Origin of the sequence: Niabella pedocola (assembly GCF_021044425.1) — a bacterium.
Classification (GTDB): Bacteria; Bacteroidota; Bacteroidia; order Chitinophagales; family Chitinophagaceae; genus Niabella; species Niabella pedocola.
In genome coordinates, this window is sequence record NZ_JAJNEC010000007.1 from 274,637 (window position 1) to 289,928 (window position 15,292).

A 15,292-nucleotide genomic window follows, 5' to 3' on the forward strand; every position below is an offset into this window, starting at 1 on the left:
TTCCGCACAAGGTGACGAAACGGGGTTTGTATCATGCGACCATGGTAACAGCATATCCCCCATCATAGCTCTGTAAAACCGCAAAGCTCATAAATAACCACACCGCGGGATTGAATATACGCCGCTTCCAGCAGCTTCATTAAATAATACCATACCGAAAACTCATCCAGCTCCACGCCCACGGCATGCTCTGTTACGCCGTTATACAGGACCAGGCTCAGGTCGGATTTCCACTCATCCCAGGTTTGATAGGTAAAAAACTGCTCAATCACCTTGCGGATATCTCCCTGCTCCTCCTCTATAAAATAGGAAGCAAACTGTTGCTGACCGGGTAAGGGCTCGGCTGAAATCATGCTCAAATCCGGCTGATGGTGCGGCTCCAGCTCATTTTCATAAATATAATGGGCGGCATCAATAACGGAATCAATGGCCATAAACGCGCAACAGAGGGTAAAGGGCGGCACTTTTGTTTGCCCCTCAAACCGCTCTATAAAAAGAAAGATGTGTAACAGCCATTGGCGAAAGGCGTGTATATCCCCGGCATGGTAAAAGCAGAGGGCAAATACGCGGTACGGATCGGTGGTGCGCTCCAGGCTCCAGCCCCCGGTGTGAAAGGGATCGGTTGTTTTTAAGGCTTGCATCGGTTATTGTTTTAGGTTAAAAGATTCATCATGCTTTTGTTATGCCGAGTTTTTAATTTACGTTGTAAAACCAATGTGTCTATGACATAACACTCTTTCGTCACCCTGACCGCATTCCGCTGAAAGCGGAAGGAGCGGAAGGGTCTCTTAAATATCGGACGACCCGGGAATACAGAGATGTTTCGGCTACTCCCGCTGTCGCGGGATCCGCTCAACATGACGAAAGTATAATTACGGGCGTCACCCTGAACTTGTTTCAGCATCTGCCCGGCGGACGACCTTCTAAGAGAAAACACGTTCACCTTTTTGATTCTTTTTCATCGGGTGGGCTTTTCTTCCTTTGCTCCGGAACGGGATCACAACGACTGTCATCTGCAGATATCGCAGCTTCTCTTTTTTATGTGGCGGATCTTTAGGGCGGTGAAACGGGGTTACCCCTCTCCCCCCGCGGATCTACCGTACCCGGGAAAGCCGTAACAATTTCCCCGGCGGCGGTGCTGATGACGGTAAGCACGCTTACCACGCGGCCGGTGGTATCATAGCCCAGCGGTGCGCCCGTATCCCACACGCGTTGCAGCAGCTCACTATCCGGCATGGGCGCGGGTGGCTGCTGGTAAGCATCCCGTATGGCGGCGGCAATAGCGGGTATGGACAGGGTAAACTTACTGGCCAGTGGGTGGCGGGGTACTTTATAATAATGGCGCTCTAATATATGCGCCAGGGCGGTTGCGGTTAGGTACCAGCCTTTGCGCAGTAGTTTTTTACGGTTCTTTACCGGCAACTGCCATATAAGCCCTTCCTGCAATTGCTGCAGCCAGCTTTGGGTATCTGCCAATAAAAAAAGCACTTGTAGCCACTGTGCTTCGTTAAAACAGGTGTTGGTGTTGGGTGCGGGTGTAGCAACGGCATTGTTCATATCAAATAGGTTTTTGGCCGGGCACCCGCATAAAAAAGGCGTGGTGCTCAACTTACCGCTTTTTGAGGTACTGGTATACCCTTGGAACAGATAAGAGAGCCCACGCCTAGGTCGTGAGCTATTCTGCTTATCATCTCGTTCCAATTAAAAATTACCAGTTTCCAAAACGCGAGATTCAAAGCGAATGCTTCAAATAAGTTTATGAAGTAGTCGCAAAAATATAATTACACTGTAAAAATAAGGAAAGTTTTTAATTATTGTCAAACTTGACAATTTATTTTTCAAAATATTTTTGACTTTCATTTGGTGAAAATCAGAAATCAAAAATATCTGGATGCTTTTGGTAAACACCTCAAAGACTTAATCAAGCAAAAGCGCAAAACTGCTGAAGATGTCGCCGCACTGGGAGGTATAGAGACTAAACAAGTTTACAGAATCATTAACGGTGAGCACAGCACAACTTTATCGGTTTTAGTTGCAATAGCAAAAGGGCTGGAAGTACATCCAAAAAAACTGTTGGATTTTGATTTTGAATTTGAAGAGTGACGGGTGATGATAAAATGCTTTATGAATTACTTACTTTAATTGCCGTTCTTGGAATTGATTGTTCTAAAGCACCGGCAATTTTTGTTTCTTTTGATTCCTACATAAAACTTTAAACTCAACCTGCTTTAAGTGTTTCTTATCTTATTTCCATCGGGGGGGGTACATACGACAAAATTTAGCTATTAACCAAATGCGAATACGTTATTCGCACTTTCTCTTTTTTTTCTTCTGTCTCTGCTTTTTCCAACATTCGTTGATAAGCATTTGATTCTAAATAATGGGTTTTATTACCCATATAGTAATATTCGGTTATGAAATCAACAGATAATTCAAGAACAGTCGTCATTTCAGCAAGGTTTGCATGATCAAATAAAATCACAGAATCATCTAAAGCGTTATCATCATACTTTATGAAGTGCTCTTTAAAATTTCCAGGAATTCTACTTACATGATCAACAAGTTTGAATAACGGATCTAGCACTAAAATCTGAAAAAGAGAATTATTATGCTTCTTGCTTACCATAATTTCCACAGTTCTATGGTAAAGTTCTAATAGAGAATGTGTGTAGGGGGCTTTTATTTTTGTTAGTGAAAGATAAGCCTTACAAAATACTTCAATGTAAAAGGTAAGATTATGAAATATTGCCGGAGATAATTTATTTAAAAGACTAGAACTATATGAGTCAATATCGTAAACTCTTTTATCTTGAACAACATCAATAGCTTTCTCAAAAAGTAGTGAGATTACTAAATATTGATTTAAACATGCGTTGACAGAACGACTTTTAGTTGCTTTTTCTGTTGGAACTAAACCAGCAGTGCTAATCCATATATAACCAAATTCACTTTCTGAAACATGAAGCTTTCTAATTGAGTCATAATAAAAATATTGTTCTGTGAAGTTGTTGTAATTGATCTCTAGTATCTCAAGCAACTTAATGAAAAGCTCCCTTTTAGAAAACTTGAATTTGTCTGCGAATGGCGTTAGTGCAGAAATTAGACTTTTCACTTCATCCAAATGGCTTTCATCGGATATTAGAATATAATCTTCGTCGTTTTCCGTTATAAAATTCATATTATTCAAATTTCCTTCCAATCAGTTTGCAATATGCTTATTTTTTGTTCAGCGATATATAGGGGTTTACAAGAGGTTCCAAATTTTAACTCTATTAATCGATTTCTAAATTTTCATGCATTGCTTGCCATCCTTTTCTAAATTCAATTTTTTCTAGTGCAGCTTTTCGTTTCTCTTCCGGCAAACATTGAATGCAAGTAGAATATTGAGCACCTTTGTAATATAATTTGCATTTGGGGCATAATTCCATATTATATAAATCAAAGTTAGATGCACATTTTTTACAAGCAGTTATTGTATCTTCAAAGGAAAGATATTTAATGTTATCATTTAGATAAAGCAAAAATGCCTCTTTCTCTATCGCTTCAGTGTTTTTATTCTTTGCTCGTTCTCTTTGTAGCCAATACCGAATATTTGATAGGTTATGTTTGTTTCTCCATTTACCCTTTGATACGAAACATTTGTCTCGAACTTCAATCGCCTCTTTATCTTCGTAAAAAGCTGAAATAAGTTCTTCAATGGCTTTGTAATCTGGGTTATCAAATTCGTACCGACATTCTGTGCAAAGATACTGTGGAACTTTTCTTATCCTTTTGTTAGGATTTCTACTCTTACAATTTGGACACAAAGGAATAGGCAAATAATCATAATTTCTTAGTACGTAATTATTAAAGTCAGATTTATCAATTTGGGGATTGGAGCCTATATAATCTTTTGCATAAGTCCTTGTTATTTCTATTAAATATTCGGAGTATCTTTTTGGATGAGAAAGATGCTGTAACGTCAATGTTTCCTTACCGCTACATATTTCACATTTGTCTTTAATAAATTCAGCCCTCCTTTCTTTCCAATCCTTTGTATACCAGGATCGTTGTCCTTCTTTGAAGTCATTCCAACATTGTGCTTTTGCGAGTTCCAAGTTAATTTCGCCACTTGCCAATTTGCTCCTTAGCTCTATGAGTCCGTTATATGTCAACATATCAATTCTTGGCTTATTCGTTAATACACGTACTTCCGGTTAAACTTACTGCTACTAGGTAGCGGCTCTGCGATGTTTTGGCAATGACAAGCCGTCGGCTGAGTTTTGTACCGAAGTTAAATAGAATTACTCAAGTGAGCCTACGACAGTCAGCCGCACTATTACAAAACAATTTGTAGCGTTAATTTCATACACAGGTTCTGATAATATTATCTGCTAATTCCTCCATTTTCTGTCGTAACAAAGCAATTTGGTCAACTTGGTTCTGAGCCCAATTTGTTCTATTGTTTAAAGATTTTACCTGCCGAAAATTATGTAACTGTCCCAGAGGAACATTTAACCAAAGACTATTCTGTATTAAAACGTTTGCATCTTCTATATCGCCGATTTTATTCACAGATTGAATACCCGCCGCAGTTGGTGAATAACTTGTTATTTCAGAATTTAGTTTTTGTACAAGGTCATTGTCTATAGCTTGTTGCAGCGATGTATGGAATGTCTCATCAGCCTGCATCATCTTTTTATCTTTTTGGGGAACACCCGCTTGAATCTCGGCGTTTGTACGGCGTTCCTTTGCAGTGTCAAATCCGTTGAATACCCAACCAGCGAACGTTGGTTTACCAAGAAGGTCAAAATCATTAAAATGAGGATTTGTAAGTTTAAATCTTGTTAAACCATCTTGCCAATCTTTTACAAAACCAGGAATCATTTGTCCAATTAAACCAACACAATAGACACTAAAATTATCGGATGTGCAGGGAACAATGAAATAATCGGATGAGCAAAAAGCTGCACGAACTAAAGAACCAAATGAGGGAGGCAAATCAATTATTACAAAATCGTAATTTTTTGATTTTAATTGTTCAGCTCTTCCAACAATTGTCTTCAGTACTACATATTTTGACAAACCAGTTCCAGATAGCAAATCTCCGCCAACATTCAAAGAATCGGCGTATATATTAAGCCAAAAGTCGCCAGCAATAAGGTCAACATTTGAATGAGTGTGAGGACCATTATGTGTAAAAATTTCTTCTCCCCCAGTATTCTGTAAAAATCTTTGAAGAAAGGCTCTAATAGTAGTCCCATACGGGGCGTTTTGAGTAGGAAGGGCTCCTACGAAAGTACTGTCACCAAGAACAGCAATAGACAAATTGCATTGCGGGTCAAAATCAATTAATAAGACATTTTTTCCTTTGCGTCCTAAAGTGTCGGCAATGTTCCAACATAAACTTGTTTTTCCAACGCCTCCTTTGTTATTAAATACTGAAATGATTTTTGCCATGCTATTTTATGTTTTGACTGTTTATCAAAATTACAGCTAACTCACCGATCGCCCCAGTTACTAAACGTTTATAAATAGCTACTGAAAGCTTTTACTGTTTAAAAATTTTATTACTTCCGCAACCGTCCCTCGTATTTATCGTTTTTCCTCACTAACCATATGTAGTGATTGATTTGATACTCGTCTAAGAATCTTCATATAAGTCTGTTCGCTATCCTTATTAGTCCAAACTGCTTTAAAATGTTCGATCAAATTTGGAATATCATTTTCAATAGTCGACTTCCATAGGTTTTGATTGTACTCGTAGACCCTTAACATATTATCAACATCAAAAATCCTTCCAGTGTCTTTTGATTTTATTAATGCAATGGGCAAATCATTTGCCATTCTCAAACCCAATTCAAATAATACATTTGGGTTATGATCCGTCAAATCGGCAATAACCAAATCAGCTTCTAAAAGATCGTTAATAATAGTCGATTGAATTACATCTGAGCCTTGCTTATTAGCAGTCTCGACATCAAAACCAGCCTCAATACCAGCGGGGATTAATAGATTATCAAGCACTTCCTTAAAAAAGCCTGCGGGTCTATTATTGTGCCTTTCAACGAAGGGCATTATTACAAAAGCCTTAAGGTTTGCTTTTTTACTCCGCTTTGCTTCACCAACTAAAATAGTTGACTGCTTAGGGAGTGGCAAATCTGCACCATCAAGCGGATTGCCATTGTTTATACCCAGCTCTTTGCAGTTCTCACTAAAAACAGCAGAAAATTCTTCATGAAATTCGGGTGCCAGTTTAAACTTATCTTCAAGTGTATTACTCAGATATTTCATTTCAGGAAGCTGACTTCCTTTATAATAATTGAGCACCTCTCTGAAAATTTCAACTTTTAAAAACCCTTCAATCTTTAATTTCTTCTCTGTTTCTGGATTAGGGGCATATACCACTGAACGTCCAAAATCAGTTAAACCAATTTCACTTGCATCTCTCGTTCCATATGTAAATCCAAAATCTTTTGACGCTTTAGAAATGTAAAAGAATTTATTTGTATCACCTACTTCAATAGCTTTTCGTACTTCTGACGGAGACCAAGGGTTTCCACCATTCTTTTCTTTTAGTTTTTGCGCGATCACCAAGCACTTCTCTACTGTAATAATTGGAAATGTTCTTGTAGGCTTGGAAGCTTTTTTTACTTTCTCGGCCTTTTTATTAGGAGTACGCTTTTTGAGGCCCTTTTTGGGAACGACCTTCTTAGCGGTCACTTTTTTAGGCTCTGATTTTTCTTCTAAGTTTTGTTCTGTTATATTGTCCATTTTAGTTCGGTTCTTAATTTGTATTACCATCAACTTGCCAATCGTCTCAATCATTAAACGTTTATAGTCATTTATAAACACTTAAAACAGCAATGTCGTCGCTTATTCATTAAAAGTTTTATTCTTTCCGCAACCGTTCTGGTATTTGGGCTTCAGCAGTTACAATTTTCCAAATGGTTGTTTTGCTAATATACATATTTTTTTATTTACCAAATGCCATCCCCGGCGGTTTGTACAAATATATTCTTTAACAACAGCACATTTTTACGGAAAACCGTAAGGGGATATTGCTAAGATATGGAGGATCGGGCGGGTGGGCCGGCGTGTACTTGCATTGGGGGATATTAGGACCGGGGGGACATGGGGCACGCATTTACGTTTGGAAGACGCGGGACACGGGGGCGCTAAACTGATGCTCCCGATCGCCATCGGGACACCGCAGCACAAGTGAGTGATCCCGCTTTCAGCGGGATATCGATGCTACCTGCACCGCAGCACAAGAGTGCGACGCAAGACCGTTGCCATCCCGATCGCTATCGGGACTGCAGCCGGGACCATATATATACACCAAGAGAAAAGCATTTTTTCGGCAAACCGTAAGGGGGTAGTATCTCAGTCGCTGATGGGGTAATGCTGATGGCCGTATGGCACTCACATAAAAAATGCAGCCGTTTAAAGTCTGCAAAACACACTCAAAAAAAGTTCCGGAAACCCTTATAAGAACGGCAACCGGAGGTTGTCCGGCGGCGATGCTGGGGTACCGGGCTATCTATTTTTCTATGAACCGTTTTGTTGAGGTCCTTACCGCTGCGCGCCTGAGCGGATCCTATATCAAATTACTCAACCAGCTGTCAAAAACGCCTTTATGGATCTTTGACGATTTTGGACTACAGCCGCTTACCCATGATATGAGGATGACACTGTTACAGATACTGGAAGATCGCTACGCGAATGGCTCGCCCAATATTGCCTCCCAATTACCGGTGTTGCCAGCATCTGCCACCACCAGCAACTACTCTTTTGCAATATCCTCCTGATTTGTTTTTTGCACCACATACAGACGAACTCGAAGAAGTACCTCCATTTTGATTGCTTCCCCCTGGTGAAGTTGACGGTATATAACTTCCAAAACTAGAGGTGCCATTACCATTAACCGTACTGTAGGTAATCTCTGCACGATTATAGCCAAGATCTCCATAAACCACCTCGCCATCTTTCAGAATGTATGCCTGGATAGACTGATTGCCCGGTAAAGTTGTTACAACACTTAGCTTGAGGTTTGATGGTGTTTTCCCCAGGATATTAAAACTCCATTTACCGGTATTATTTCTTACAGTCCTGCTTTCACCATTTAAATCATTATAAGTTATATTACAGAGATCGCAATGAACTTCGTAAGCAAAAACTGTTGAAGTGGGCTCCGGTTGCTTTTGCAAGTCATTGGCTGCTTTTTTACAAGATCCCAGAAAAAACAGCAGCATGAACAGTTTAAAAAATAAGGGCAATGTGCTAACTCTAAATTTCGCGAACATCATAATCATAAGTATTTTTTTATTGCACAAAACTATGAAATGCAGTAGCTGGCATTTTACGGATTTCCGTAAGGGAGGTATATTCATAAAAGCACAATCAGGTTTTAGTCTACCTAAGAATTGGATTCCTATGTTTGAGCAATAAAAGTTCCGCACATATTTTTGGCCCTTGCTAGTGTTTCTCACCAGCAAGCCTCATCATAGGGGAGAATTGGCCAGTTCGATCGGGTGAAAAACAACAATCGCGGCGGCAGAAAATTACAAGGAGGTACATACATCGTCGTAGTGTCTTAGCCATTATTTATTCCGCAACCGTTCTGGTATTTATGCTTTGGCAGTTTCAATTTTTCCAAATGGTTACCAAAAGCCATCTCCGGCGGTTTGTACAAATATATTCCTCCACAACAACTCATTTTTACGGAAACCGTAAGGACAGCTCTGGCGTTCTAATTGTCAAGGCCATATTTTTGCCCATATTCTTTTATTGTCAATAAAAATGAAGGATTCGTTTTGGTGCTTAGAAGTGCTTTGTATTCTTGCTTCGCCTTGCCCGATAACCCAAACTCCCCGTACACTATCAATTTACCTAAAGGTGTCAGTATCATATCAGCACTGTCCAGCTCTCTAAGCATTTTCTCGGTGCTATTCAGTTTGTTAAAATAGGGCAATATGAAGTCTGTCAAATTTTTTCTCATTTCTGCTATTAGTTGCAGCTCATCTGTTCTTTCCTTAATATCATACCAGGTATCGTGCTGATTTCTTAATTCACCAATTCTTTTTCGTATCAAACATTCTGGCTCCGTTGGATAATCTGGCAGCTCTTTGCTGCTAAAATTGTAAAATGTCAACCAATATTCAGGTACAAAAATTCCCGTGTTTATAGTGAAGCCTATATTGTCTTTATTTCCCCAGGCGCTTTTTTGAATATTAATAATTTGCCCAATACCATCAAGCTGTAAATAAAAGTTATTTGCCTTCTTCTTAAAACCTAGTGGCTTTAATAATTCGTGAAATCCTTCTTTAATTACTTTGGCAAATTTTATTTCTGATATGGTCTTCATTTTGTCTGTCGGAATGCTATTTCAAAATTACAGCTAACTTTCTCATTATTGCAGCTACTAAACGATTACAACCGTTTACAAACGCTTAAACACGGCTACACCCTCGCTTCATTAAAAATACATTAGTTCCGCAACCGTCCTGGCTTTTGAGCTTCAGCAGTTTTTTTCCCAAATGGTTGTTTTGCTAATATAGTCATTTTTTACAATTCATAAAAATTCGTCGGGCATACAAGGCTCTCTAATACATAAAATGTCCGAATGAGTGTTATCTGTTTTCATTAATGATTGAAACAATTTTATCAGCACGCTCTCTAAAGTTCGCATTAGATTTGTTTATAACTGTATCCAAATCTACAATCCTGCCCGTTGCCACTTCCCTCATCCGGGTGAGATCATCTTCTTTAAGAGATGCACCAGGCTCCCATCCGTTTTTTAAAACCAGGTAGGTTATATCATAATCCGCAAGAGAGTTTAAATACTCAAAAACAGGCTTTACATCATGAGATCCATCGTTAAAAATAAGGCTGATGGTAATAACAAAATAGGCATTAGCATTCCGCTGTATTTCCAGTACGTTCTTTAGGCGCTCCAGGTAATCATGTGTTGGGCGGTCTTCATTGGATGCATTAACTACAGAAAATTTTTTATCCCCAAATACACGATCATAGGAAATGGGCGTTTTTAAAGGGAAAAATTGCCGACGCCCAAAAAGGTCATACAGCGTGTTTGATTTTCCCCAATTTGTATAGCCTACTATGGCAAATAGTTTTTTTTGCATAACGATATTTATAGCTGTACACAATATAAACGGGTCGTTAATCAACAAATTTCTACAACAACCAACATTGATCTTGATGATAACTTATCCGGTTTTTTCTTTAAAAGTCTTTTTAAATTTTACTATTTTTTTTCGCACCCTTGTTTGGCCCTTGTATTTTTCTGTAGTTCAGGTTTTATCTATGCTAGCAATATTGCTGAAGTTAATCTTTTTTAAACACGAAACATTTAAGTATTTATTCACTTTTCAATGCTCTATTATCCTTTTCTCGCCAAAATCCCCACAAGCTTTTAATACCTCAAACGTTCACATATTGTATTTAATGCCAGTTCGCAGAATGGATATCATAAACTGCTCGCACCTCATTTACACAAAAATAGCAGTATGCAGTATCGCTATATTACGGAAAACCGTACGGGGGATATTGCTTTGCAAATGCGGCGGGTGGTGTAGAGACTTCCATTGATGGGATAGAGAGACCGGGGGACATGCGGGCGGCGCTATGGGCCGTGCCGATGGCACTCCAGCGTTCCACCAGTCACCCTTGTCCCAACAACAAACAAACCGCCGCCACCTGCACCGCAGCACAAGTGAGTGACACAACGAAGATGCTATTGGCACTGCAGCCGGGACCATAAAAATTATTTTAGCTGCCTGTATAAAGATGCTGATTGTTGCCGGGAGTACCTATCCCCTGCCACATAGCCAAACCGCCGGTTGGGCACCGTATGTCAGTTTACCAATTCCGTCTGCAATTTGCCGGATACGTATTTTTCAAGTTTTACAATAGCACCTTTGGCATCATAGTAGAACCTGAAACTTTGCAGGTTATTAATTGTTTCGTTAAGCGCCTCAATTTGCCCGTCCTTGTTGTAGGTTACGCTGTAGTTGTAAGGCAAGCTTGAACATAAGAAGCAACTTGAATAGGTATAGTTGGTGATACGTCCTAAATGGTCATAGGTATATGTGTTTTCCCAATTACCTTTATCGCTCTTTTTGCCATTTGGATTTTGCAAAACGGATACGGTCCTGTTTTTAAGGGCCTCGTCTGTAAACTTACCGGGCAGGTAATAAGGAAAGTTGAAGTGTTTTTTAAAAAAATAAATGTCAACAGGCTCCTGGGTTACTTTTATAGTGTCGTAGCGCTGCCGGTAAAAGTTGCCATTACTATATTCCGTTTTCCTGAAAATTTTCACCGTTTCCGTCTGAGCCACGGCATGGACGGCCAAAAATGGGATGATTGCCATTAATAAATATCTCATAACCTGCGGATTTATTGTGATTGTTAAGGATTTACTGGTTTGCTGTCGCTGTAACAGGACGATATATTCGCGTTCCTGGTTTAAAAATCTTAGGTCTCCGCAACCGTTCTGGCACCCGAGCTATAGCAGTTTCATTCTTTCAACCGGTTGTTTGGCTAATATAGTTGTTTTTTGCTATTTATGAAAAGGTGGGGTTGGTGGTTTATATATTCCTTAACAAAGCATTTTTACGGAGAACACAGTAAAGGGAAATATTGTTTTGCAAATTTGGTGGGTGGTGTACTTGCATTGGTGGGATAGGGAGGTTTGGGGGATATATGAACCGTGCCTACGGCATTCCCCTTCACCCTTGCATGTTTTGGATCCCGGAATCAATTCCGGCGTTGTAGTGATCTGCCGGGCCGATGGGCTTATAAAAAGAATAAGCCTCCTTATTTAAGTATAGCACTATTTTTCATCAGTAGTCGGTTCTTGAAATGGCTGGTACCCGGGTTTACGACATCAGGTAGCAGATCAACAGCAAGTACCTAAATTTATCTGAAAGAGCAGGAAAGGCTAATGTCCTTCTTTAATTTGTTGTTTTAGCTCGTCTGAAATATTGGTCCATTTTGTTTCTTTTACCAGACAAAGCTTGCAGTTATATTCCTCTTTGGCCGTTTGAATAATATGTTTGTACCAGGTAAAATATGTCCACTCCCGTGGTTTTGGCGAAAACAAGAATTTTTCTTTATTATCCCTGCCAACTTCTGCCGCGGCCCGATAGATATAATCAAATGTTTGCATCCGGGGTCTGACAAAAAGCCGCCCTATATCATCGATTCCAATTTCAGAAAATGTAATCCGTAGTCATATAGTTATCATACAAATTAAAGGGCTCAAAGTGTCAAAGCCAGGATATATGCCATAACAAGCCCATTCATTGCCAGTCCTATAATGTGAATTTTAAAATTTGAGAATGTCTTTGAAAGTCCTTTATTAAAAATATCAGCAAAAAGAATAACCGCACCTATAATTAAAGCGATACATTCAATCAAAAACGGCATTGGCGGTGTATGCGTATCTGTAAAACCTATGGTTAACCCGCTCCAGATTGCGAGCCCAAAAGCTAAAAGATAAAATAAAGCGTAGGTTATTTCTTTAAGTGTCATATCTCGCCAATCAACGCAATTAGCTTTTATTAATTACAAAATCACTGGTTCTACAAATGTACTAACCCTTGAGTATCTTTTTTCCGGATAGTTATTTTGCTAAAATAGTTATTTTTTACAACTACTCCCTTTAGTTGATTTCATTTAAAATATCATCAGCCAATTGTTGTAAATAATGTTGATTTATTTCACTGCGATTAATTGGAACTAAAACAAGATCCGCCCATGAAACTGGTTCCTTATTCAAACTGAATGGGGACTCTTCAACCAGAAACCATGATTCTTTTGCATCCCAAACTAGTCTTATTGCCGTTAGTTCGTCAAAATTTTTCCATGTACAATACCTCGATCCAAAATCATCTTTGGAAATTTCTGACTGCGACAATTTGAAATTCTGTTGTTCCAGCCTTTTAGACAATTCGCTTTCGATCAATATAAAAGTATTTTCAATATATTTAGAGACATCCATAAGTCTGGTATTTGTGTAAATTAGCTGTTACTCCTAATTAATATATTCAGAACCCGACATATTACCTGCACGCTACTGATCCTCACTTTTAGATGGTATAGATGGCTGCTTTCAGCCTTGCTTAAACACGGCCCGCATGGGATAGTATTCATATTGGTTGAGCCCGTTTGCAGGATCTGCTTCTATGATCTTTTTTAAATGCGCTTCATCATCCACCGATACCACGCCAACCCCATACCCTCCTTTGGGGTCGGCCACGGGGCCAAAAACAATGGCAATTCCTTGTTGGAGCAGCTGCGCCCAATAGGCAACGTGCTGTTGCATGGTGGCTTTTTCACCGGCCGTCATATCTGCCATAAAGGTTGGTCGCGGCGGATTTAATTTGAGATAAAATTGTTGCTTGTCCATCGTTTTTGTTGAAAATGATTTTTTGTCCGTAACCGCTCCGGCATCCGTGTGTTGGCTGTTGCTGCTTTCGCTAAATGGTCGTTTAGCTAATATAGCTATTTTTCAGCATTGCAGACGACTGCCGGATGACCGCATTTACCACTCCTTAAGTTTAGCTTTAGCGCTATGTCCGCCAGTCACCCTGGTTACCGCAAACAAGGCTGATACTCATGCAGCTCCAATTTAGTGTTCCTGCTTACCGGACTATAAATAAGCCGCTCCGTTCAACACCAGGCAGCCAGTTTTGTTGCAATTATTCTGGTTGCAGAAATAATTGCAACATAAAATAGTGCAACAGATTTGTTGCATCATTTTATCCGGTTTTTAACATTGCAACCAACCGTTTTGCAAGGTTAAATGGTATTTTTATAACAACAATAATTGACTGACATGAAGAACCTTAGAAAACAATGGCACCTTACCCAGGAAGAACTGGCGGCATTAATAGGCGTTACCCGCGGCCTGTTATCCATGTATGAAAGCGGACGCCGCCAGCTGCCTACCCCGGCAAGTATCCGGCTGGCGGAACTGCACCTGTTGCTGCAACAACCATCCACCAGTAAAATACAACCCGCCGTCCTGCTGCAGCGCCAACAGGCGCAGCAAACAAAAACGGCCAGGTTGCTGAACGACCGGGCCGGCAAAGCAGCAATGGAAGCCGCCCGCGCCGCCCGCCTGCTGGATAAAATGCAGCAGCGCTACAAGCAGTTATACCAAAAAATGTTGTTGATACAAGCCACGCTCCCCACCGCGCCGACGGACTCATTGCAAAAAGCGGCCCTGCTGCATATGGAAGTAACCGTAATTGATGCCATGGAGCGCTGCTCCCCCGCCCGGCAGGCATGGGTGGCATATAAGCTGGCCACCAGCAAAGCGCTGGAGCGGGCGGCACTCAATGCCGGCAAATTGATAAAGGGGGCCTGATATGGGAATGCTTTGGGAGTAAGCGAGTTGTGTGGCTAGTGGTTCGAGTGCCACAAATCAAACTAATGCCATCTACATTACAGCACCAGTGAGTAACACCTTTTTACTGAACAGGCAGGCAAAGCAGCAGCTCCCGAAACTATTCAGGACACTGCAGCCGGGTGATAAAAACAATGAAACTTTCATCCTGATAGCTAGCCTTGCGCAAAGAAGCGCGAGGATGTGAAATCAGAGATCCGCACTCGCAACGATTCTATATATTGTTTTCTTCCGCGCTTCGCTTTGTGCTCAATCATTCCTTCTAAACAAACGCACCTACCCGCATGTGACAATACTTTACTGATAGGCTTCTATTTCCCTTTGTAATATTTTGTTTTTAAATGCTCGGCTTTTTTAATGTCGCACCCCAAAACAAACGTTCTGTAAACAGGTCTTTCAAGTCCGTTATATGGAATTTCATCTTGAAAAAAATCCACATTTAAAGCTTTAAGAATCTTTCCCAGTTCCTTTGCTTCCCCTGCCTTTGTAGTAACCCCTATGCAATGGGTCCTTGCCCATCTGTCTGCCTTAATTTGATTGAAGGCATATTCAACAACTTCAGCTTCTGATTGAAAGTATTTTATTTTTTTGCTTTCGCCACGTTCGGTATAGTACCAACTATAAAGGCCTCCAAAATTGTCAATCCCAAAACCTTCATAAATAGCATTTCCGTTTATTGAATAGCCATTGAAATTGCAGCAATTATCATTCATCCAACGTTCAAGTTCTTTTTTGGTCTTAGGTAAATAGTTATTCTTCATTTTAAAAGTCGTCTGTATGTATAATAATTCACCTCATTTAACATGCGGGTCTCTGTTGGTTTGGTTATTTATCGCTTGGTGATAGTCTGGGGTTAATATATGAAGCTTCATCATCCCC

Annotated in this window: 18 protein-coding genes; 3 read left to right on the forward strand and 15 right to left on the reverse strand. The window is 40.1% G+C overall.

Features of this window, described 5'->3' with window-relative positions:
• Positions 1–62: 62 nt before the first annotated feature.
• Positions 63–641, reverse strand: a complete 579-nt coding sequence (locus LQ567_RS22110; RefSeq protein WP_231008000.1) for a hypothetical protein — start codon at positions 639–641, stop codon at positions 63–65.
• Positions 642–1,053: 412 nt separating this feature from the next.
• Positions 1,054–1,557: a hypothetical protein gene (locus tag LQ567_RS22115; protein ID WP_231008002.1), complete on the reverse strand. Its 504-nt coding sequence runs from the start codon at positions 1,555–1,557 to the stop codon at positions 1,054–1,056.
• Between the two features lie 306 nt (positions 1,558–1,863).
• On the opposite strand from LQ567_RS22115, the gene LQ567_RS22120 reads away from it, so the two are divergent.
• Complete coding sequence (locus LQ567_RS22120) at positions 1,864–2,103, forward strand: helix-turn-helix domain-containing protein (protein ID WP_231008558.1); 240 nt, start codon at positions 1,864–1,866, stop codon at positions 2,101–2,103.
• Between the two features lie 175 nt (positions 2,104–2,278).
• On the opposite strand, the gene LQ567_RS22125 is transcribed toward LQ567_RS22120, so the two are convergent.
• The 4 genes from LQ567_RS22125 to LQ567_RS22140 form a co-directional block, all read right to left on the reverse strand.
• Positions 2,279–3,178, reverse strand: coding sequence for a hypothetical protein (locus LQ567_RS22125; protein ID WP_231008007.1), 900 nt, complete (start codon positions 3,176–3,178; stop codon positions 2,279–2,281).
• Positions 3,179–3,272: 94 nt separating this feature from the next.
• A complete protein-coding gene (locus LQ567_RS22130) occupies positions 3,273–4,157 on the reverse strand; it encodes a hypothetical protein (protein ID WP_231008009.1) in 885 nt (294 codons plus the stop codon).
• Between the two features lie 187 nt (positions 4,158–4,344).
• Positions 4,345–5,439: a ParA family protein gene (locus tag LQ567_RS22135; RefSeq protein WP_231008011.1), complete on the reverse strand. Its 1,095-nt coding sequence runs from the start codon at positions 5,437–5,439 to the stop codon at positions 4,345–4,347.
• Between the two features lie 135 nt (positions 5,440–5,574).
• Positions 5,575–6,753, reverse strand: a complete 1,179-nt coding sequence (locus LQ567_RS22140) for a hypothetical protein (protein ID WP_231008012.1) — start codon at positions 6,751–6,753, stop codon at positions 5,575–5,577.
• 662 nt (positions 6,754–7,415) lie between these two features.
• On the opposite strand from LQ567_RS22140, the gene LQ567_RS22145 reads away from it, so the two are divergent.
• On the forward strand, positions 7,416–7,790 hold the full coding sequence (locus LQ567_RS22145; protein WP_231008014.1) for an ATP-binding protein: 375 nt from the start codon (positions 7,416–7,418) through the stop codon (positions 7,788–7,790).
• On the opposite strand, the gene LQ567_RS22150 is transcribed toward LQ567_RS22145, so the two are convergent.
• From LQ567_RS22150 to LQ567_RS22180, 8 genes are all read right to left on the reverse strand, one after another.
• Positions 7,731–8,294, reverse strand: coding sequence for a hypothetical protein (locus LQ567_RS22150; protein ID WP_231008016.1), 564 nt, complete (start codon positions 8,292–8,294; stop codon positions 7,731–7,733). The genes LQ567_RS22145 and LQ567_RS22150 overlap by 60 nt on opposite strands.
• A gap of 437 nt (positions 8,295–8,731) precedes the next feature.
• Positions 8,732–9,346 (reverse strand): DUF4304 domain-containing protein, encoded by a 615-nt coding sequence (locus tag LQ567_RS22155; protein WP_231008018.1) that lies wholly within the window; start codon positions 9,344–9,346, stop codon positions 8,732–8,734.
• A 265-nt stretch (positions 9,347–9,611) separates the two neighbouring features.
• Positions 9,612–10,124 carry a hypothetical protein gene (locus tag LQ567_RS22160; protein WP_231008019.1) on the reverse strand — a complete coding sequence of 171 codons (513 nt, stop codon included), beginning with the start codon at positions 10,122–10,124 and terminating at the stop codon, positions 9,612–9,614.
• Positions 10,125–10,855: 731 nt separating this feature from the next.
• Complete coding sequence (locus tag LQ567_RS22165) at positions 10,856–11,386, reverse strand: hypothetical protein (protein WP_231008020.1); 531 nt, start codon at positions 11,384–11,386, stop codon at positions 10,856–10,858.
• A gap of 555 nt (positions 11,387–11,941) precedes the next feature.
• Positions 11,942–12,226 (reverse strand): hypothetical protein, encoded by a 285-nt coding sequence (locus LQ567_RS26340; protein WP_394800432.1) that lies wholly within the window; start codon positions 12,224–12,226, stop codon positions 11,942–11,944.
• A 35-nt stretch (positions 12,227–12,261) separates the two neighbouring features.
• The gene (locus LQ567_RS22170) at positions 12,262–12,534 is read right to left on the reverse strand and encodes a hypothetical protein (protein ID WP_231008021.1); all 273 of its coding nucleotides are present in this window, start codon (positions 12,532–12,534) and stop codon (positions 12,262–12,264) included.
• Between the two features lie 130 nt (positions 12,535–12,664).
• The gene (locus tag LQ567_RS22175) at positions 12,665–13,003 is read right to left on the reverse strand and encodes a hypothetical protein (RefSeq protein WP_231008022.1); all 339 of its coding nucleotides are present in this window, start codon (positions 13,001–13,003) and stop codon (positions 12,665–12,667) included.
• Positions 13,004–13,114: 111 nt separating this feature from the next.
• The gene (locus tag LQ567_RS22180) at positions 13,115–13,411 is read right to left on the reverse strand and encodes a YciI family protein (RefSeq protein ID WP_231008023.1); all 297 of its coding nucleotides are present in this window, start codon (positions 13,409–13,411) and stop codon (positions 13,115–13,117) included.
• Positions 13,412–13,840: 429 nt separating this feature from the next.
• On the opposite strand from LQ567_RS22180, the gene LQ567_RS22185 reads away from it, so the two are divergent.
• On the forward strand, positions 13,841–14,374 hold the full coding sequence (locus tag LQ567_RS22185; protein ID WP_231008024.1) for a helix-turn-helix domain-containing protein: 534 nt from the start codon (positions 13,841–13,843) through the stop codon (positions 14,372–14,374).
• A 350-nt stretch (positions 14,375–14,724) separates the two neighbouring features.
• Here the strand turns inward: LQ567_RS22185 and LQ567_RS22190 are convergent, their stop codons facing one another.
• A complete protein-coding gene (locus LQ567_RS22190; RefSeq protein ID WP_231008026.1) occupies positions 14,725–15,174 on the reverse strand; it encodes a hypothetical protein in 450 nt (149 codons plus the stop codon).
• Positions 15,175–15,292 lie beyond the last annotated feature (118 nt).

Bases quoted from the DNA above. Each gene is read 5' to 3' on its own strand.
- LQ567_RS22110 (WP_231008000.1), bottom strand. From the start codon at position 641: ATGCAAGCCTTAAAAACAACCGATCCCTTTCACACCGGGGGCTGGAGC.
- LQ567_RS22115 (WP_231008002.1), bottom strand. From the start codon at position 1,557: ATGAACAATGCCGTTGCTACACCCGCACCCAACACCAACACCTGTTTT.
- LQ567_RS22125 (WP_231008007.1), bottom strand. From the start codon at position 3,178: ATGAATTTTATAACGGAAAACGACGAAGATTATATTCTAATATCCGAT.
- LQ567_RS22130 (WP_231008009.1), bottom strand. From the start codon at position 4,157: ATGTTGACATATAACGGACTCATAGAGCTAAGGAGCAAATTGGCAAGT.
- LQ567_RS22135 (WP_231008011.1), bottom strand. From the start codon at position 5,439: ATGGCAAAAATCATTTCAGTATTTAATAACAAAGGAGGCGTTGGAAAA.
- LQ567_RS22140 (WP_231008012.1), bottom strand. From the start codon at position 6,753: ATGGACAATATAACAGAACAAAACTTAGAAGAAAAATCAGAGCCTAAA.
- LQ567_RS22145 (WP_231008014.1), top strand. From the start codon at position 7,416: ATGCAGCCGTTTAAAGTCTGCAAAACACACTCAAAAAAAGTTCCGGAA.
- LQ567_RS22150 (WP_231008016.1), bottom strand. From the start codon at position 8,294: ATGATTATGATGTTCGCGAAATTTAGAGTTAGCACATTGCCCTTATTT.
- LQ567_RS22155 (WP_231008018.1), bottom strand. From the start codon at position 9,346: ATGAAGACCATATCAGAAATAAAATTTGCCAAAGTAATTAAAGAAGGA.
- LQ567_RS22160 (WP_231008019.1), bottom strand. From the start codon at position 10,124: ATGCAAAAAAAACTATTTGCCATAGTAGGCTATACAAATTGGGGAAAA.
- LQ567_RS22165 (WP_231008020.1), bottom strand. From the start codon at position 11,386: ATGAGATATTTATTAATGGCAATCATCCCATTTTTGGCCGTCCATGCC.
- LQ567_RS22170 (WP_231008021.1), bottom strand. From the start codon at position 12,534: ATGACACTTAAAGAAATAACCTACGCTTTATTTTATCTTTTAGCTTTT.
- LQ567_RS22175 (WP_231008022.1), bottom strand. From the start codon at position 13,003: ATGGATGTCTCTAAATATATTGAAAATACTTTTATATTGATCGAAAGC.
- LQ567_RS22180 (WP_231008023.1), bottom strand. From the start codon at position 13,411: ATGGACAAGCAACAATTTTATCTCAAATTAAATCCGCCGCGACCAACC.
- LQ567_RS22185 (WP_231008024.1), top strand. From the start codon at position 13,841: ATGAAGAACCTTAGAAAACAATGGCACCTTACCCAGGAAGAACTGGCG.
- LQ567_RS22190 (WP_231008026.1), bottom strand. From the start codon at position 15,174: ATGAAGAATAACTATTTACCTAAGACCAAAAAAGAACTTGAACGTTGG.